The sequence below is a fragment of the Streptomyces sp. NPDC053750 genome, assembly GCF_044544295.1.
Lineage (GTDB): Bacteria > Actinomycetota > Actinomycetes > Streptomycetales > Streptomycetaceae > Streptomyces.
Genome location: NZ_JBITXB010000012.1, coordinates 190,142 through 207,813, shown reverse-complemented (window position 1 = coordinate 207,813; position 17,672 = coordinate 190,142). Strand labels below are relative to the sequence as shown.

The window sequence follows — 17,672 nt, the reverse complement described above, 5'->3', positions numbered from 1 at the left end:
GCCGTCCGCCCAGCTGCCTGCCCGACACTCCGTGGCGGGGCGGACGGCTCCGCCGGCCGCGGCGGAGCCGCAGGGGCGCGGGGAACTGCGCGACCAGCCACCGACCACCCGCAGCCGCCGACCGGCAGAACCCCCCGCCCCTCGGGCGCACCGCTAACTACGCAGCACCGCTCCGACCCGCTCGCCCGCAAGGGCAACCGCCGCATCCCGCGCAGCCGACGCCTCGTCGACCGTCAGCGTCCGGTCCCCCGCGCGGAAGCGCAGCGCGTACGCCAGGGACTTGCGCCCCTCACCCAGCTGCTCCGCGTTGTCGTAGACGTCGAACAGCCGGATGGACTCCAGCAGTTCACCCGCACCGTCGCGCAGCGCGGCCTCGACCTCCGCCGCCGGTACGAACGCGTCGACGACCAGGGCGACGTCCTGCGTGGCGACCGGGAACGTGGAGATGCCCGGCGCCTGCGGGGTGTCGTCGCCGACCCGCGCCACGGCGTCGAGGTCCAGCTCCATCGCACAGGTGCGCGCGGGCAGACCGAGCGCCTTGAGCACCCGCGGGTGCAGCTCACCCGCGTGCCCGACGACCCGCTCCGTGCCGTCGACCGTGACGGTCAGCTCGGCACAGCGACCGGGGTGCCACGGCCCGTACTGACCCTTGCGGAGGGTCAGCTCGGCTCCGGCCTCCCGTGCCACGAGGCGCCCCGCCTCGACCGCGTCGGCCCAGTCGGCCGGACGGCCCTTGCCCCACCAGCCGGCCTGCTCGCGGGCGCCGGCCAGGACGACGGCGACGTGCCGCGGCTGGTCGGGCAGCGCGGCGTCCAGCGCGGCGAGGTCGTCCGCGTCGGGCCGCCGGTCGACGGGCAGGTTGGCGGCGATGCGCTGCTCGTCGCGCGGGTGGAAGACCAGGCCGGTCTCGAAGAGGGCCAGGTCGTGCGAGCCCCGGCCGTCGTTGCGGCGCAGCGCGCCGAGCAGGCCCGGCAGCAGCGAGGTCCGCAGCGCGGGCTCCTCGTCGCTGAGCGGGTTGACCAGCTTGACGACGCGGCGGGCCGGGTCGTCGGCGTCCAGGCCGAGCTGGTCGAAGACCTGCTCGCTGACGAACGGGTAGTTCGGCGCCTCGACGTAACCGGCACCGGCCAGCGCCCGGCCGACCCTGCGGTGCAGCCGCTGCCGGGAGGTCAGGCCGCGGCCCGCCGGGGGCCTGGGCAGCGTGGAGGGCAGGTTCTCGTAGCCCTCCAGGCGGATGACCTCTTCGGCCAGGTCGTTCGGGTCGGTGAGGTCGGGCCGCCAGGACGGGACGGTGACGATCAGCTCGTCCTGCCCGTACACGTCGCAGCCGACCTCCTGGAGGCGGCGTACGACGTTCTCGCGGCCGTAGGTCACGCCCGCGACCTTGTCCGGGTGGTCGGCGGGCATGGCGATGGTGCGCGGCGCGGACGGGGCGCTGATCTCGGTGACGCCGGCCTCGGCGGTGCCGCCCGCGAGCAGCACGAGCAGGTCGACGGTGCGCTGGGCGGCTGCCGCCGCGGCCTGCGGGTCGACGCCGCGCTCGAAGCGGCGGGAGGCCTCGGAGGACAGCTTGTGCCGACGGGCGGTGCGTGCGACGGACACCTGGTCGAAGTGGGCGGCCTCGATCACCACGTCGCTCGTCGCGTTCTCGGTGTCGCTGTGGTCCGCGATCTCGGTGTTGGCGCCGCCCATGACACCGGCGAGCCCGATCGGGCCGCGGTCGTCGGTGATGACCAGGTCCTCGGCGTGCAGCTTCCGCTCGACGCCGTCGAGGGTGACGATCTTCTCGCCCTCCTCGGCCCGGCGGACGCCGATGGTGCCCTGGACCAGCGAGCGGTCGTAGGCGTGCAGCGGCTGGCCGAGCTCCATCATCACGTAGTTGGTGACGTCGACGGCGAGCGAGATCGGGCGCATGCCGACCTTCTGGAGGCGCCGCTGGAGCCAGATCGGGGAGCGCGCCTCGGCGCTGAGGCCGGTCACCGTGCGGGCGGTGAAACGGTCGCAGCCGGCGGGGTCGGCGATCTTCACCGGGTGGCCGAAGGCGTTCGGGCCGGGCACGTCGAGCAGGGCCGGGTCGCGCAGCGGCAGGCCGTAGGCGATGGCGGTCTCGCGGGCGACGCCGCGGATGGACAGGCAGTCGCCGCGGTTGGCGGTGACGGCGATGTCCAGGACCTCGTCGACCAGCTCGAGGAGCTCGATGGCGTCCTTGCCGACCTCGGTCTCCGGCGGCAGCACGATGATGCCGTGCGTGCCGTCGTCGCCCATGCCCAGCTCGTCGCCGGAGCAGATCATGCCGTGGGAGGTCTTGCCGTAGGTCTTGCGGGCGCTGATCGAGAAGCCGCCCGGCAGGGTGGCGCCGGGGAGGACCACGACGACCTTGTCGCCGACGGCGAAGTTGCGCGCGCCGCAGACGATCTCCTGGGGCTCACCGGTGCCGTTCGCCCGGCCGACGTCGACGGTGCAGAAGCGGATCGGCTTCTTGAAGCCCTCGAGCTCCTCGATGGTCAGCACCTGGCCGACGACGAGGGGACCCTTGAGGTCGGCGCCGAGGTGCTCGACGGTCTCGACCTCGAGCCCGGCCGAAATGAGCTTGGCCTGGACGTCGCGGCCGGTCTGCGTGGCCGGCAGGTCGACGTACTCCCGCAGCCAAGAAAGCGGGACCCGCATCAGATCTCCATCCCGAACGGCCGGGTGAAGCGCACGTCACCCTCGACCATGTCTCGCATGTCCTCGACGTTGTGGCGGAACATCAGCATCCGCTCGATGCCGAACCCGAAGGCGAAGCCGCTGTACTTCTCCGGGTCGACGCCGCAGGCGGTGAGCACCCGCGGGTTGACCATGCCGCAGCCGCCGAGCTCGATCCAGCCCTCGCTGGAGCAGGTGCGGCAGGACCGGTCGGGGTTGCCGACGGACGCGCCCTTGCAGACGTAGCAGAGCATGTCCATCTCGGCGGACGGCTCGGTGAAGGGGAAGAAGTTCGGCCGCAGCCGGGTCTTCATCTCCGCGCCGAACAGCGACTGGACCATGTGGTCCAGGGTGCCCTTGAGGTCCGCCATGGTCAGGCCCTCGTCGATGGCGAGCAGCTCGACCTGGTGGAAGACCGGGGTGTGCGTGGCGTCCAGCTCGTCGGTGCGGTACACCCGGCCGGGGCAGATCACGTAGACCGGCAGCTCACGGTCGAGCGCGGAGCGGATCTGCACGGGCGAGGTGTGGGTGCGCAGCACGACGCCGGACCCGGAGCCGCCCTTCGGGCCTTGCACGAAGAACGTGTCGGCCTCGCCGCGGGCCGGGTGGTCCGGGCCGATGTTGAGGGCGTCGAAGTTGAACCACTCGGCCTCGACCTCGGGGCCCTCGGCGACCTCGTAGCCCATGGCCACGAAGATGTCCTCGATGCGCTCGGAGAGCGTGGTGAGCGGGTGGCGGGCGCCGGCCGGTACACGGTCGTAGGGCAGCGTGACGTCCACCGCCTCCTCGACCAGCACCCGGGCGTCGCGCTCGGCCTCCAGCTCGGTCTGGCGGGCGGCGAGGGCCTTGTTGACGGCGCCCCGGGCCATGCCCACGCGCTTGCCGGCCTCGGCCTTGGCGTGCGGGGGCAGGGCGCCGATCTCGCGGTTGGCCAGCGCCAGCGGGGAGGTGCCGCCGGTGTGGGCGACCTTGGCCTCCTGGAGCGCGTCGAGGGAGTCCGCGGCGGCGAAGGCGGCGAGCGCCTCGTCCCGCATGCGCTCGATCTCTTCCGGTTTCAACGCCTCGACCTCGACAGGGTCGTACGACTTATTCGGTGCCGACATCTCTTCCCGTGCTTCCGATTGGCTGGCTGGAACGCCCCGTCTACGGTCCGGAGACGGGGCGGGGACGCTTCGTCTGCGGATCTGGACGCAAAGGTGCCAAAGACCGAGTCTAACGGGGCTGTGGAACGCGGATTACGCCCGTGGGGTCGCAGGCCCTCCGAGGTGATCCTCAGGTGAGGTAGGCCGGTGCCGCCACGGGCAACGTAAATCGGAACTCGGCGCCGCCGCCGGGGGCGCGGCCGACCGTGATGGTGCCGCCGTGAGCTTCGACGATGCCCTTGACGATGTACAGCCCGAGGCCGGTGCCACCGCGCTTGCTGCCCCGCCAGAAGCGGGTGAAGACGCGGTTCATGGACTCCTCCGGGATGCCGGCCCCCTCGTCGCTCACCGTGACCGACGTGCCGGTGTCCTCCCCTTCGCGGGGGGACGCCGTGGGCGTGACGTCAATGGTGACGGTTCCCTCGCCGTGCCGCACGGCATTTTCGATGAGGTTGCTCAGCACCTGGTCGATCTTGTCGGGGTCCGCCCACAGGTCGGGCAGCGGCCGGCCGAGGCGGAGCAGGAAGCGGTCGGCCTCCTGGCCGGCGGCGACGTAGGCCTGGATGTGGCGGCCGACGGCGGCGCCGATGTCGACGGGCTGGCGGCGCACCTCCAGCCGGCCCGAGTCGATCCGGGAGATGTCCAGCAGCTCGGCGATGAGGCGGGTGACGCGGTCGGCGTCGGCATCGACGGTCTCCAGCATCAGCCGCTTCTGGTCGTCGGTGAACCGCTCCCACTTGGCCAGCAGCGTGGCGGTGAACCCCTTGACGGAGGTGAGCGGCGAGCGCAGCTCGTGGGCGACGGTGGCGATCAGCTCGGCGTGGCTGCGCTCGGTGCGGCGGCGGGCCTCGGTGTCGCGCAGGGTGACGACGACGCGGTGGACGGGGCCGAGGCGCTCGGTGCGGACGTAACGGGCGGAGACGAGGACCTCCCGTCCGCCGGGGAGCAGCAGGTTGCGCTCGGGCTGGCGCACGCGGATGGCGAGCCCGCCGTAGGGGTCGGTCAGCTGCCACCAGCGCCGGCCCTCGAGATCTTCCAACGGCAGCACCTTCTCCAACGGCCGGCCGAAGGCGTCGGCGGCGGGGACGGCGGTGATGCGCGCGGCGGCCGCGTTGAAACAGATGACGCGGCCCCGCTCGTCCGCGACGACGAGCCCCTCGGGCAGCTCGTCGGGGTCGATGCCGAGGTCGACGCGATCACCGGGGCTGCGGGGCGCGGGCGGACGCGCCGCCCCCCGTGCTCCCGGCGCGCTGCTCGTGCCGACGCTCATCCCCGTGTCCCACCTCTCAGCCGCGCAGGGGCCTTGGGCAGGTCACCCTACTAGCTCTCGGTGACGGAGCGGCAGCCTCCGGCGGCGCGCTGTGCACGTGCCGACGCGTAGAGACATACGGCTGCGGCGGTGGCCAGGTTCAGGCTCTCCGCCTTGCCGTGGATCGGGACGCGCAGGACGGCGTCGGTGAGGGCGCGGGTCTCCTCCGGCAGCCCCCAGGCCTCGTTGCCGAAGACCCAGGCGGTGGGGCCGCCCATGGTGCCGGCGTCCAGCTCGGCGTCGAGGTCGTGCTCGCCCGCACCGTCGGCGGCGAGGACGCGGACCCCGGCGTCCCTGAGACCGGCGACGGCCCGCTCGACGGGTACGCCGACGGCGACCGGCAGGTGGAACAGGGAGCCGACGGAGGCGCGTACGGCCTTGGGGTTGTACAGGTCGACGGAGGCGTCGGTGAGCACGACGGCCTCGGCGCCGGCGGCGTCGGCGCAGCGCAGCACGGTGCCGGCGTTGCCGGGGTCGCGGACGTGCGCGAGGACGGCGACCAGCTTGGGCCGGGCGGCGAGGATCTCCTCGAACGGCGTGTCCAGGAACCGGCAGACCCCGACCAGCCCCTGCGGGGTGACGGTGGTGGAGATGTCCTCGATCACCGCGTCGGCGGCGAGGTGCACCCGGGCGCCCACGTCACGAGCGGCCCCGACGATGTCGGCGTACCGCTCGGCGGCCTCGACCGTGGCGAACAGCTCGACGAGCGTCTCCCCGTACGCGGCGGCCTCCCGCACGGCCTGCGGCCCCTCGGCCAGAAACAGCCGCTCCTTCCCCCGGAAGTTCCGCTTACCAAGCCGCCGAGCGGCAGCGACACGGGGAGACCGGGGGGAGATCAACTCGGGGGCGGCGGGGCGCACTCTTCTCACCTTCACAACTAAATCAACGCGGGCTGAAGCGCCCCTTCAGGGGCGCGGGGAACTGCGCGACCAGCCACGACGGCTCCGCAGCCGAACGACGGGCCAAGGCAGCGGGCAATCGAAGGGACCCGCAGGCTCCAAGCCTGCGGGTCCCTTCAACTACGGCTCAAGCCGGCGCAGCGTCACGCCGCCTTCGGCGCGTTCACATCGCTCGGCAGCGCCTTCTGCGCGACCTCGACGAGCGCGGCGAACGCGTTCGGGTCGTTGACGGCCAGCTCGGCGAGGATCTTGCGGTCGACCTCGACGTTGGCGGCCTTCAGGCCCTGGATGAAGCGGTTGTACGTGATGCCGTTGGCGCGGGCAGCGGCGTTGATGCGCTGGATCCACAGCTGGCGGAAGTCACCCTTGCGCTTCTTGCGGTCGTTGTAGTTGTAGACCAGCGAGTGGGTGACCTGCTCCTTGGCCTTGCGGTACAGGCGCGAACGCTGACCGCGGTAGCCGGAGGCCTGCTCGAGGATCGCCCGGCGCTTCTTGTGGGCGTTGACTGCCCGCTTGACGCGTGCCACTTTTTAACTCCTTGTAGCGGGGCCGCGGTGGTGCTCACACGGCCCGGTGTCGAATGGGTCCCGGTCCTGCCGTACGGCGCTCAGTGGCGCCCGTACGTCACTTGCCGAGAAGCTTCTTGATCTTCGCGGCGTCGCCCGGGGCCATCTCGGCGTTGCCGGTGAGGCGACGCGTCACGCGGGACGACTTGTGCTCGAGCAGGTGGCGCTTGCCGGCGCGCTCACGGAGCACCTTGCCGGAGCCGGTGATCTTGAAGCGCTTGCTGGCACCGCTGTGCGACTTGTTCTTCGGCATAGCGCCGTTCTCTCCTCGTCGGTGGCGCTCCGATGCCCGGTCGCGAAACCGGGCACGGTGGAGCGTCGCTCTTGTATCGGTTACGTCCTGGGGACTGGCGTCCCCCGGAGTCACGCCTCGGCGGAAGCCTCGGCCGGAGCCTCGGCGTTCACGGCGTCGCCGTCCGCAGCGTTCTGCGAGCGGCCGGGGTTGGCCTTCGCCTCCGCCTTGCGGGCTTCCTGCGCCTGGCGAGCCTCGGCCATCGCCTCGGTCTTCTTCTTGTGCGGACCGAGAACCATGATCATGTTTCGGCCGTCCTGCTTCGGGTTCGACTCGACGAACCCGAGGTCGGCCACGTCCTCCGCGAGACGCTGCAGCAGTCGGTAGCCGAGCTCCGGCCGGGACTGCTCGCGACCACGGAACATGATCGTGATCTTGACCTTGTCGCCCTGCTTGAGGAACCGGACGACGTGACCCTTCTTGGTGTCATAGTCGTGCGGGTCGATCTTCGGCCGGAGCTTCATCTCCTTGATGACCGTGTGCGCCTGGTTCTTGCGCGCCTCACGGGCCTTCATGGCCGACTCGTACTTGAACTTCCCGTAGTCCATGAGCTTGCACACGGGCGGACGGGCGTTCGCCGCGACCTCGACGAGGTCGAGGTCGTACTCCTGCGCAAGCTCCAGGGCCTTGGCAAGCGGGACAATCCCGACCTGCTCGCCGCTGGGACCGACAAGTCGCACCTCGGGAACGCGAATCCGGTCGTTGATGCGGGGCTCGGCGCTGATGGATCCTCCTCGGTAGCACCACGCGACGGTCTGGCGGACAGCCGCGTAACGTCTGTGTTCGATAGACCTAACCGCGCCGGCGCAACAAAAATGCCCCGGACGATCACAGGCGGGGCTCCTGGAACTGCTACCGGAGCACCGCCGCGGTGTGATCGCGGGGCGCGATTTCGGGCTGGTCGCCGCCGCTGGGACGGGACCGCCTGACCGGTGACCCGCCGTCCTGAGGACGGCCAGGTGGGAGTTCGGAGCCTCCACTTGTGGGCCGGGCTCGCAGCCGTGGGGCGTGCGTGTCCGACCGGTCGTTACACAAGGTTAGCAGCTCGGCAGGGGAAGGGCTAACCGGGACCGCGACCGGGCCGGGTACGGCCACCGGCCGCCCTGCGCCTATCGTGGGCGGCATGAGTGAGACCCCTCCTGAGACGCCCGACTTCGACGCCATGACCCGCGACATCGCCGAGGTCCCCGCGGTCGAGGTGATCGTCACGGTCGCCGTCAACCTGATGAGCGCCGCCGCCGTGAAGCTGGGCCTGACCGAGGAGGGTGACGCGCACAAGGACCTGGACGAGGCCCGCAAGCTGGTGCACGCGCTGGCCGGTCTGCTCGACGCGAGCGCCACCGAGATCAGCTCGTTCCACGCGGCCCCCCTGCGCGACGGCCTGAAGTCGCTCCAGCTGGCCTTCCGCGAGGCCTCGCTGATCCCGGACGAGCCGGGCCAGGGGCCGGGCGAGAAGTACACGGGAGCGATCTACGGCTGACCCTGTCCCCTGACGTACAAGGGCTCGCCCGGCGGCGTCGCCCCGGCCGGCAGCAGTGCCAGGTCGAGGCCGCGCACCAGGCGGGCCCTCAGTGTCTCGTCGGCGGCCAGGCGCTCGGCGACGGCGCGGGCGGCCGTGGCCGGGTCGGCCCCGGGATCCAGGACCAGCGCCAGGGTGCCGTCCGCGCGGCCCGGCCCGAGGTGGGCCCGGAGTACGGCGGGCTCGGCGGCCAGGGCGGCGCGTACGGCCTCGGCGACGGCCGGGTCGGCGAGCGGATCGATCGACGTACGGCCCTCGGCCAGCGCCAGCAGCACCGCTCCGGTCAGCTCGAACGGCACCGGCCCCGCCAGGTCCAGTACGACCGTGTCCGCCTTCTCGTGCGCGGCGGCCTGCAGCGCCTGGTGCACGGGTACGGCGACGGGGCGGGCCCCGGGGTCCCAGCGGGCGAGCGACTCGGTGGACGTGAAGGCGGGCAGCGCGGTGCGGTCGCCGGCCTTGAGGGTCGGTACGGCCATGTCGCTGGTCTTCTCGCGGCGCAGCCCGTTCTCGTCCTCCTCCACCTCGCCGAGGACGGCCACGACGGGCACCAGCAGTCGGGCGCCCTTGAGCGCCTCCAGCACCGGTGCCAGGGCGGTGCGGTCCTCGGCCCAGGCGGCGAGCGCGGCGCTCAGCCGGGGGTCGGCGGAGCCGTCGTCGTCGGAGTAGCCGGAGTCGGGGATGTTCTTGTTCGCCACGGTCCCCGACCTTAATCCAGGGTGTGAGCAGCTCGTCGCGGGCCCCACGAGGACGGGGGCGGCGCCGTATCGTCGTCGGTCTCGGCAGCCGCGGGCGGGGAGGCATCGGTGGGGACGGTGGGGCCGGACGTGGACCGTGACGCGCTGCTGGCCGCGGCCATGGAGTCGGTGACCGTGGCGGACGGGGCCGAGGTGTCGGTGGCGGTGCTCGACACGGACTCCGGCGCGAGCGCCTCGTACGGCGCGGGTGTCTTCGACACGGCGAGCATCGTGAAGGTCGGCATCCTGGCGGCGCTGCTGCTCCAGGCGCAGGACGCGGGGCGCGCGCCGACCGCGGCCGAGAGGTCGTACGCCGTGGCCATGATCACGAACAGTGACAACGACTCGGCGTCGGCGCTGTGGCGGGCGATCGGGGCGGCGGACGGGCTCGACGCCGCGAACGCGCGCTTCGGGCTCACGCGGACGCGGGGCGGCGACGGCGGGCTGTGGGGGCTCACCCGGACCACGGCCGCCGATCAGGTCGCGCTGTTGCGCCAGGTGTTCGTGGCGGACGGTTCCGGGCTGAGCGAGGCCTCGCGGACGTATGTGCGGGGGCTGATGGGGCGGATCGCCGACGGACAGCGGTGGGGGGTGTCGGCGGCGGCCGACGGCCACGACGGCTCGGGGTGGGCGCTGAAAAACGGCTGGCTGCGCCGCAGCACCACCGGGCTGTGGGTGGTCAACAGCATCGGGCGGGTCCCGTCGGACGGTCGCGACCACCTGGTGGCGGTGGTGTCGCGGGGCAGCGCGACCCTGGCGGCGGGGATCGCGCTGACCGAGGAGGTGGCGCGGGCGGCGGTGTCCGTGTGCGCCGCCCGGGGCGGTGCCGGCGGCGGGCCCGCTCTCCGCGGTCAGAAGTCGTCGTAGCGTTCGCGACGGCCCCGCCACAGGACCACGGCGGCGACCATCAGGACGCCGCCCGCGCCGCCGGCCAGCGGCGCCGCCCAGGCCGAGGGCCCGTCGTCGGAGGCGGGGGCGTCCGGGCCGGAGCCGAAGTACTCCTCGCCGTACGCCGCCGCCTTCAGGCCCTCCGGCTTCAGACGTGCGGCGGCCTCGATGGCGGCGGCGGGGTCGACGAAGCCGAAGCCGCGGGAGTCGTCGCGGCCCTCGGCGGGGGCGTTGCGGGCCGTGTCCTCCAGGAGCTTCTTGACCTGGGCCGGGGTGAGGTCCGGGTGGGCCGACTTCACCAGGGCCGCGGCACCGGAGACGAAGGCGGAGGCGGCGCTGGTGCCCCAGCCCTCGTAGTACCGGTGGTCGGGGTCGGCGATGATCACGTCGACGCCGGGGGCGCTGACCGTGGCGTACCAGCGGCGGGTGGAGAACGAGGCGCGGGTGCCGTAGCGGTCGACGGCGGTCGCGGCGATGACGCCCGGGTAGGCGGCCGGGTAGGAGACGTGGTCGCCCAGCTCGCCGCCGTTGCCGGCCGAGGCGACGACGACCACGCCCTTCTTCAGGGCGTACTGGATGGCCTCGTCCTCGGCGGGCTCGGGGTGGGCGGAGGCGGAGTCGTCGCCGAGGGAGAGGTTGATGATGTCGGCGCCGTGGTCGGCGGCCCAGCGGATGCCCTCGGCGAGGGCGTTGCCGCGGGTCTTGCGGGCCTTGGCGCGGGAGGGGTCGCCGTCCTCCAGGATCACGCGGACGGGCAGGATCTTCGCCTCCGGGGCGATGCCCATGACGCCCTCGGTGTTGTCGGCGCCGTGGCCGTGGGCGGCGATGATGCCGGCCATGGCGGTGCCGTGCCGGGCCCAGGCGCGGTCGCCCTCGCTCGCGCCGAAGCCGACCAGGTCCTTGCCGGTGAGGACGTTGCCGGCCAGGTCCGGGTGGTCGGCCTCGACGCCGGTGTCCAGGACGGCGACGGTGACGCCGGCGCCCTTGGTGGTGCGCCACGCCTCCTGGGTGTGCATGGCGTCCAGGGCCCACTGCTGGGCGCGGATGCCGTCGGCGTGCGCGGCGGGCGCCGGGGCGAGGACGAGGGCGGCGGCGAGGAACAGGCTCAGGGCGCCTGCGCGGCGGCGGTGGGGGGCGTTCACGACGGGTGCTCCGTGGCCGGGCCGACGTTCTTGCGCAGGGCGCGTTCGACGCGGTCGGCGAGGCCCTGCGCCTCGTGGCCGAGGCCGGCCTGGGCGGGTGCGGAGGAGGCGCCGGCCTCCATGGCCTCCTCGGCGGGCTGGGGATCGTCGACGGTGCGGCCGTCGGCCCAGCCGGAGACGGCGTAGACGACGACGGGCGCGTCGGTGAGGACGGAGACCGTCCACGAGGCCCGCTGATCGGCGCCGAACTCGGCAGCGACGGTGGCCTTCGCGGCGTACGGCAGGGGCATGAGGTCGTCGCGGCGGCCCAGGCCCTCCTTCTCGAACCGGCCCGCCAGCGAGGTCATGGCGGCGGCGTCGGCCTTGGCGAAGAGCAGGCCGACGGTGGTGACGTGGCTGCGGGTGGCGTCGGTGTAGGTGGCGCGCAGCAGGCGCCGGCAGCCCACCGGGTCGACGACCTTGGCGAGCAGCGGGTCGAAGGCGCCCTCGCAGCCGCTGTCCGGGGCGACGGCGACCCGCGTCCAGGTGCGGTCGGCGCCGCCGGGGCCGGCGCCCCGGCCCTGCACGGTGGGTGGGAACAGCCGGTCGACCGGCACGCTGTGCCACAGGTCCCCGGCCGCGGTGAAGGCGCTGCGCGCGTCGGCGTCCCCGGAGTCCCCGGCGAGCCAGCTGCCGGTGACGGCGCCGGTGACGAGTCCCAGCCCGAGCACGAGGCAGACGGCGGCGGCGACGGCCTGGGGACGCCGCAGACGCCCACCGAGGGGGCGTGGCCGGGCGTGCTCGTCGTATCCCTCGGGCGCCCCGAACGACACGAGGGGCCGGCCGGCGCCGGGCGCCGTGGGGGCACTCCAGGACAGGGCGGGGTCGGGAGCGGCGGGGACGGGGGCGTCCGCGGGGCCGGCCGTCCGTTGCGTGCGCGACGTCTGCTCCGGCTCGTGCTCGGGCTCCTGCTCCTGTTCCTGTTCCGCCGGGATCGGGCGCAGGCGCGTGGTCGTCTCCGACGGGGTCTCCGCGGGGACTCCGGGGCGGTGGGGCGGTACGTGCGCCGCGGTGCGCTCTCGCGGGGGCTGCGCGGGGGCGCCCGTACCGTGTGCGGCCGGCGCGGCCGGGCGGTCCGCCTGCGACGCACCGCTGTCGCCCGACGCCTCGCGGCCGACGGTCGGCGGGGCGTCGGGAAAGCGGGCGGAGGCGCGCGGGGGTGGGGGCGCGGGGTCGGTGGCGGAGGCGCTGCTGTGGGTACGGGTGAGCCGGAAGCGTGGGTAGGCACGGCGGCCGTCGTCCTCGGCGGGGCTCTGCTCCCCCGACGTCCGGTCGTCCGACGGCCCCTCGGCCCGCCGCATGCCATACCCCGTACCGGCGTCTCCTTCCCGGTCCCGGGCCGGCTCACTGTTCCGGTCCGGGTTCCGCGTCGCCGGCGGACGCCGGTCCGACGCGGCCGCGTCGGCGCCGCGTGCCGCCGGCGCCTGGGCAGGACGCGGCGGGACACCGGGCCGGGGCGGCACGGCGGCACCGGCCAGGACGTCACGCCGCGGCGATCCGCCGGCGCCCGGCGCCACGTCGGGACGCGGCGGACCGTCCGCACGGGACACCCCACCGGGGCCGGCCGGCTCCTCGAAGCGCGGCGCACCACCGAGGCGCGGCTGGCTCTCGGGGTGCGGCGGGGCGGCGGGGTGGGGTGGAGTCGGGGGGTGTGGGGGGAGGGGGGCGCGGCGTGCTTCCGTGCTCATGCTCCCCCGTTTCCTCGGGACCGGGCCGTTTCTCCGGCGCGGGCCGGTGATGTGGTCTCCTGCCCCGGCCCGGCGCGGAACGGTCCGTCCCGGGCACGCATACCCGCACGAGAGGACCGCCATCCCGGCGCGGCCCCCGGGGTCCGGCCGCCGGGGCCGTACCGCCGTGCGTGCGCGTCACTCTACGGCGTGCCCCGGCCCGGCGGGGAACCAGTCCGCGGGCCCGCGGCATTGGCCCGGAACGTCCCCCTACCCTGCGGTAATCCTGTCTGGCAGGCTGCGTCCATGACTCCGCGCGCCGCCGACCGGGCCCGTTACGACCGGGCCACCGCCCATCTGGACGCCCCCGTGGCCATCGTGGACCTGGAGGCCTTCGACGCCAACGCGGACGACCTGGTCCGCCGGGCCGGCGGCAAGCCGATCCGGGTCGCCAGCAAGTCCGTGCGCTGCCGTGCGCTGCTCGAACGGGTCCTGGCCAAGGAGGGTTTCGCGGGCGTCATGTCGTTCACCCTGGCCGAGTCGCTGTGGCTGGCCCGCTCCGGTTTCGAGGACGTACTGCTCGCCTATCCGTCGGCGGACCGCGCCGGGTACGCGGAGCTGGCCGCCGACCCCAAGCTCGCCTCCGCCGTGACCGTGATGATCGACGACCCTGCGCAGCTGGACCTCCTCGACGCGGCACGCGACGGCGGCCGGGAAGTCGTACGGGTCTGCCTGGAGCTCGACACCTCGCTGAAGTTGCTCGGCGGGCGGGTGCGGGTCGGGGCCCGGCGCTCGCCGCTGCACTCCCCCGCCGAGGTCGCCGATCTGGCCCGCGCGGTGGCCCGCCGGCCGGGGTTCGAGGTCGTCGGCATCATGGCGTACGAGGGGCATGTCGCCGGGGTCGGCGACGCGGTGGCGGGGCGTCCGTTCCGGTCGCGTGCCGTGCGGCTGATGCAGGCCGCCGCCCGCCGGGAGCTCGCCGAGCGGCGTGCCGCGGTGGTGCGGGCGGTCCGGGCCGTGGTGCCGGGCCTGGAGTTCGTCAACGGCGGCGGCACGGGCAGCGTGCAGCACACCGCCGCCGAGGACGCGGTCACGGAGATCGCCGCCGGGTCCGGGCTGTACGTGCCGCGGCTCTTCGACAACTACACGTCGTTCAGCGGGCGTCCGGCGGCGCTGTTCGCGCAGCCCGTCGTACGGCGCCCCGGGGTCGGGGCCGTGACGGTCCTCGGCGGCGGCTACCCGGCCTCCGGCGCGGCCGGCGCCGACCGCCTGCCGGTGCCGTATCTGCCCGAGGGGCTGCGCTACGACCCCCAGGAGGGCGCCGGCGAGGTCCAGACGCCGCTGCTCGGCTCGCCCGCCGACGACCTGCTCATCGGCGACAAGGTGTGGTTCCGGCACGCCAAGGCCGGTGAGCTGTGCGAGCGGTTCGACGCGCTGCACCTGGTGGAGGGGGACACGGTGACGGCGACGGTGCCGACGTACCGCGGTGAGGGCCGCACCTTTCTCTAGCGGCTCGCTCTTCCTCCGGCGGCTCACTGCGTCGGGCCGAGGCCGCTGCCCACGCCGCCGCCCGTGTCCGCGTCGCCGACGGGCCGGATGCCCTTGGTGATCCGGTCCATCTCGGCGAGCGGCGGTCCGTCCGCACCGGCGTCGAAGACGTAGCGGACGAGGATCGGGGACTCGGTGCCGACGGTCGAGGGGAACACCATCGACTGGACGTAGCCGCCTGGTCCCTTGGCCGTCTTCACCCGCCAGCGCACGTAGTACCCGGCACGTCCGGCGACGGCGACCGGCCCGGCCCCCACCTCCTCGTGGGACTCGATGCCGCCGAAGGGCTGGTTGCCGACGAGGTCGCGGTCGTAGGCGTCGTCGGCCGCGTCCTCGATGTCCTGCTCGGCGAGGGTCTTCGGGGAGGACTCGGCGTTCGCCGTGACGGTGCGGGAGATGACGAGGCCGTGCCGGCAGACGCTGCCGTCGGCGGGGCAGTCGTAGGTGCCGTCGGTGATCATCATGACGTCGTCCTCGGCGACGTACTTCGGCGGGATCCAGCCGTCCGGCAGCGGGAAGGTGATGCCGTTGAGCTGGTCCTCGACCACGTCCGGGACGCCGGCGGGGGACTCGGACGCGGTCGGCGAGGGGGCCGGTGCGCCACTCGTCGGCGCGGGGTCGGGGGCGGTCGCCGTGGCCGGCGGAGTCTGCGTCTGCGGTCCGGTGCCGTCGTCCTCGCCGAGGACGAACACGCCGGTGACGATCGCCGCGACGAGCACGGCCGCGGCGGTGACGAGGGCGACGGCCTTCCCGCGCCCGCCCCCCGCGCCCGGCTGCCGCTGCCCGGGGCCGCCGCCCGTGAACAGCGGCACGGTCGACGGCTGGCCGGGCTGCATATGGGGCACCGGCTGCTGCACCGGCTGAGGCGCCGCCTGCTGCATCGGCTGCTGCATCGGGGGCGGGGCCGCCCCGTACCCGGCGGTTTCGGGGGCGCGCCGGTGCTCGGTCCAGGCCGTGCCGTCCCACCAGCGTTCCTGGTGCGGGCCCGACGGATCGCGGTACCAGCCGGGTGGAGGCGTCATGCTCATTCCGGCACTGTAGGGCGCCGCCCGCGGTGATCTACAGCGGTGTGACGTACGCCCCCGAGATCCCGCCGTCCACCAGGAAGTCGGTGGCGTTCACGAACGAGGAGTCGTCGCTGGCCAGGAAGGCGACGGCGGCGGCGATCTCCGTCGCCTCGGCGAACCGCCCGACCGGGATGTGGACGAGGCGGCGCGCGGCCCGCTCCGGGTCCTTGGCGAACAGCTCCTGCAGGAGCGGGGTGTTGACCGGCCCGGGGCACAGGGCGTTGACGCGGATGCCCTCCCGCGCGAACTGCACGCCCAGCTCGCGGGACATGGCGAGGACGCCGCCCTTGGAGGCGGTGTACGAGATCTGGCTGGTGGCGGCGCCCATCCGGGCCACGAAGGACGCCGTGTTGATGATCGAGCCCCTGCCCTGGCGGCGCATGTACGGGATGGCGGCCTTGCAGCACAGGTAGACGGAGGTCAGGTTGACCTCCTGGACGCGCTTCCAGGCCTCCAGGCCGGTCTCCAGGATGGAGTCGTCGTCGGGCGGCGAGATCCCGGCGTTGTTGAACGCGACGTCGACGCTGCCGTAGGTGTCGTACGCCGCCGCGAACAGTGCCTCGACCTGCTCGGGTTCGGTGACGTCGGCCTCGACGAAGATGCCGCCGGTCTCCTCGGCCGCCGCCTTGCCCCGGGTCTCGTCGACGTCGCCGCAGACGACGTGCGCGCCCTCGGCGGCGAGCCGGCGGGCGGAGGCGAGGCCGATGCCGCTGCCGGCCCCGGTGACGACGGCGGTACGGCCGACCAGGCGGCGGCAGATGATGTCCTCGGTCATGAGTGGCTAGGCCTCCGTGCTCGGCGAGACGTTGCTGATGAAGACGTTCTTGGTCTCGGTGAAGGCGGTCAGCGCGTCCGGGCCGAGTTCGCGGCCGAGGCCGGACTGCTTGAACCCGCCGAACGGCGTCCAGTAGCGGACGCTGGAGTGGGAGTTGACGGACAGGTTGCCGGCCCGCACCGCTCGGGAGACGCGCAGGGCGCGGCCGACGTCCCGCGTCCAGAGCGAGCCGGACAGACCGTAGTCGGTGGCGTTGGCCAGGCGGATCGCGTCGGCCTCGTCCTCGAAGGGCAGGACGACGGCGACGGGGCCGAAGACCTCCTCGACGGCCACGCGCGCGTGCGGGTCGACGCCGGTGAGGACGGTGGGCGGGAACCAGTGGCCGGGGCCGCCCTCGGGTGCCTTGCCTCGGATGCCGTCGGCGTCGGCGGGGACGTAGGAGCGGACGCGGTCCAGTTGGGCGCGGGAGATCAGCGGTCCCATGTCGGTGCCGTCGTCGGCCGGGTCGCCGACGCGGACGGCCTCGATCGCGGGGGCCAGGAGGGCGAGGAAGCGGTCGTACACGGTGCGCTGGACGAGGATGCGGGTGCGGGCGCAGCAGTCCTGGCCGGAGTTGTCGAGGAAGGACATCGGCGTGGCGGCTGCCGCGGCCTCGATGTCCGCGTCGGCGAAGACGATGTTGGGGCTCTTGCCGCCGAGTTCCAGGGTGACGGGCTTGAGGAGGGCGGCGCCCTTGGCCGCCACCTGTCGGCCCACGGTGGTCGACCCGGTGAAGACGATCTTCGCGACGCCGGGGTGCTCGACGAGAGCGTCGCCCGCGACGGGCCCGTGCCCGGGCAGCACCTGGAACAGGCCTTCGGGCAGGCCGGCCTCCAGGGCGAGTGCGGCCAGCCGCAGCGCGGTCAGCGGGGTGGTCTCGGCGGGCTTGAGGAGGACCGCGTTGCCCGCCGCGAGCGCCGGTGCCGTGCCCCAGGCCGCGATCGGCATCGGGAAGTTCCAGGGCGCGATGACGCCGACGACGCCGAGGGGTTCGAGGACGGTCACGTCCAGGCCGCCGGCGACCGGGATCTGACGTCCGGTGAGCCGCTCCACTCCCCCGGCGGCGTAGTCGAGCAGGTCGCGGACGTTGCCGGCCTCCCAGCGGGCGTTGCCGACGGTGTGTCCGGCCTCCCGGACCTCCAGCAGCGCCAGTTCCTCCAGGTGCGCGTCCACCGCCGCGGCGAACCGGCGCAGCAGCCGGGCACGGTCGCCGGGGGCGAGCGCCGCCCAGCGCTCCTGCGCCCGTGCGGCCCGTACGACGGCGGCGTCGACGTCGGCGGCCGAGGCGGCGGGGACGGTGGCGAGGACCTCTTCGGTGGCGGGGTTCAGTACGCGCAGTTCATGCGGCTCATGGGACACGT

At 73.9% G+C, this 17,672-nt stretch carries 16 protein-coding genes; 3 read left to right on the top strand and 13 right to left on the bottom strand.

Annotated elements, in window-relative coordinates; all coding sequences use genetic code 11:
- Positions 1 to 153: 153 nt before the first annotated feature.
- The 7 genes from pheT to infC form a co-directional block, all read right to left on the bottom strand.
- The gene (gene pheT / locus ACIGO6_RS29860) at positions 154 to 2,667 is read right to left on the bottom strand and encodes a phenylalanine--tRNA ligase subunit beta (RefSeq protein WP_399881727.1); all 2,514 of its coding nucleotides are present in this window, start codon (positions 2,665 to 2,667) and stop codon (positions 154 to 156) included.
- Complete coding sequence (pheS, locus tag ACIGO6_RS29855; RefSeq protein WP_399881725.1) at positions 2,667 to 3,788, bottom strand: phenylalanine--tRNA ligase subunit alpha; 1,122 nt, start codon at positions 3,786 to 3,788, stop codon at positions 2,667 to 2,669. Before pheS ends, pheT begins: the two co-directional genes overlap by 1 nt.
- A 169-nt stretch (positions 3,789 to 3,957) precedes the next feature.
- Positions 3,958 to 5,097 carry an ATP-binding protein gene (locus tag ACIGO6_RS29850; protein WP_399881723.1) on the bottom strand — a complete coding sequence of 380 codons (1,140 nt, stop codon included), beginning with the start codon at positions 5,095 to 5,097 and terminating at the stop codon, positions 3,958 to 3,960.
- 50 nt (positions 5,098 to 5,147) lie between these two features.
- Positions 5,148 to 5,996 (bottom strand): TrmH family RNA methyltransferase, encoded by an 849-nt coding sequence (locus ACIGO6_RS29845; protein WP_399881721.1) that lies wholly within the window; start codon positions 5,994 to 5,996, stop codon positions 5,148 to 5,150.
- A gap of 182 nt (positions 5,997 to 6,178) precedes the next feature.
- Positions 6,179 to 6,562 (bottom strand): 50S ribosomal protein L20, encoded by a 384-nt coding sequence (gene rplT, locus ACIGO6_RS29840; protein WP_003977226.1) that lies wholly within the window; start codon positions 6,560 to 6,562, stop codon positions 6,179 to 6,181.
- Between the two features lie 97 nt (positions 6,563 to 6,659).
- Positions 6,660 to 6,854, bottom strand: a complete 195-nt coding sequence (gene rpmI, locus ACIGO6_RS29835; protein WP_003977225.1) for a 50S ribosomal protein L35 — start codon at positions 6,852 to 6,854, stop codon at positions 6,660 to 6,662.
- 110 nt (positions 6,855 to 6,964) lie between these two features.
- A complete protein-coding gene (gene infC / locus ACIGO6_RS29830; protein WP_399881885.1) occupies positions 6,965 to 7,618 on the bottom strand; it encodes a translation initiation factor IF-3 in 654 nt (217 codons plus the stop codon).
- 398 nt (positions 7,619 to 8,016) lie between these two features.
- On the opposite strand from infC, the gene ACIGO6_RS29825 reads away from it, so the two are divergent.
- A complete protein-coding gene (locus ACIGO6_RS29825) occupies positions 8,017 to 8,373 on the top strand; it encodes a DUF1844 domain-containing protein (protein WP_399881718.1) in 357 nt (118 codons plus the stop codon).
- Here ACIGO6_RS29825 and ACIGO6_RS29820 read toward each other — a convergent pair.
- Positions 8,364 to 9,107, bottom strand: coding sequence for an SseB family protein (locus ACIGO6_RS29820; RefSeq protein ID WP_399881716.1), 744 nt, complete (start codon positions 9,105 to 9,107; stop codon positions 8,364 to 8,366). The two genes, ACIGO6_RS29825 and ACIGO6_RS29820, sit on opposite strands and share 10 nt — an antisense overlap.
- Positions 9,108 to 9,266: 159 nt before the next feature.
- On the opposite strand from ACIGO6_RS29820, the gene ACIGO6_RS29815 reads away from it, so the two are divergent.
- Complete coding sequence (locus ACIGO6_RS29815) at positions 9,267 to 10,013, top strand: serine hydrolase (RefSeq protein ID WP_399881883.1); 747 nt, start codon at positions 9,267 to 9,269, stop codon at positions 10,011 to 10,013.
- On the opposite strand, the gene mycP is transcribed toward ACIGO6_RS29815, so the two are convergent.
- Positions 9,998 to 11,176, bottom strand: a complete 1,179-nt coding sequence (mycP, locus tag ACIGO6_RS29810; protein ID WP_399881714.1) for a type VII secretion-associated serine protease mycosin — start codon at positions 11,174 to 11,176, stop codon at positions 9,998 to 10,000. The genes ACIGO6_RS29815 and mycP overlap by 16 nt on opposite strands.
- Positions 11,173 to 12,903 (bottom strand): hypothetical protein, encoded by a 1,731-nt coding sequence (locus tag ACIGO6_RS29805; RefSeq protein ID WP_399881712.1) that lies wholly within the window; start codon positions 12,901 to 12,903, stop codon positions 11,173 to 11,175. The genes mycP and ACIGO6_RS29805 overlap by 4 nt, the downstream gene beginning before the upstream one ends.
- A 285-nt stretch (positions 12,904 to 13,188) precedes the next feature.
- Here ACIGO6_RS29805 and ACIGO6_RS29800 point away from each other — a divergent pair, with 285 nt between their 5' ends.
- A complete protein-coding gene (locus ACIGO6_RS29800; RefSeq protein ID WP_399881710.1) occupies positions 13,189 to 14,391 on the top strand; it encodes an amino acid deaminase/aldolase in 1,203 nt (400 codons plus the stop codon).
- Positions 14,392 to 14,414: 23 nt separating this feature from the next.
- On the opposite strand, the gene ACIGO6_RS29795 is transcribed toward ACIGO6_RS29800, so the two are convergent.
- From ACIGO6_RS29795 to ACIGO6_RS29785, 3 genes are read right to left on the bottom strand one after another with little or no spacing between them, the layout of a single operon-like run.
- Positions 14,415 to 15,452: a DUF2510 domain-containing protein gene (locus ACIGO6_RS29795; RefSeq protein WP_399881881.1), complete on the bottom strand. Its 1,038-nt coding sequence runs from the start codon at positions 15,450 to 15,452 to the stop codon at positions 14,415 to 14,417.
- 37 nt (positions 15,453 to 15,489) lie between these two features.
- Positions 15,490 to 16,272 (bottom strand): 3-oxoacyl-ACP reductase, encoded by a 783-nt coding sequence (locus ACIGO6_RS29790; RefSeq protein ID WP_399881708.1) that lies wholly within the window; start codon positions 16,270 to 16,272, stop codon positions 15,490 to 15,492.
- Positions 16,273 to 16,278: 6 nt separating this feature from the next.
- Positions 16,279 to 17,670 (bottom strand): aldehyde dehydrogenase family protein, encoded by a 1,392-nt coding sequence (locus tag ACIGO6_RS29785; RefSeq protein ID WP_399881706.1) that lies wholly within the window; start codon positions 17,668 to 17,670, stop codon positions 16,279 to 16,281.
- Positions 17,671 to 17,672: the final 2 nt, after the last annotated feature.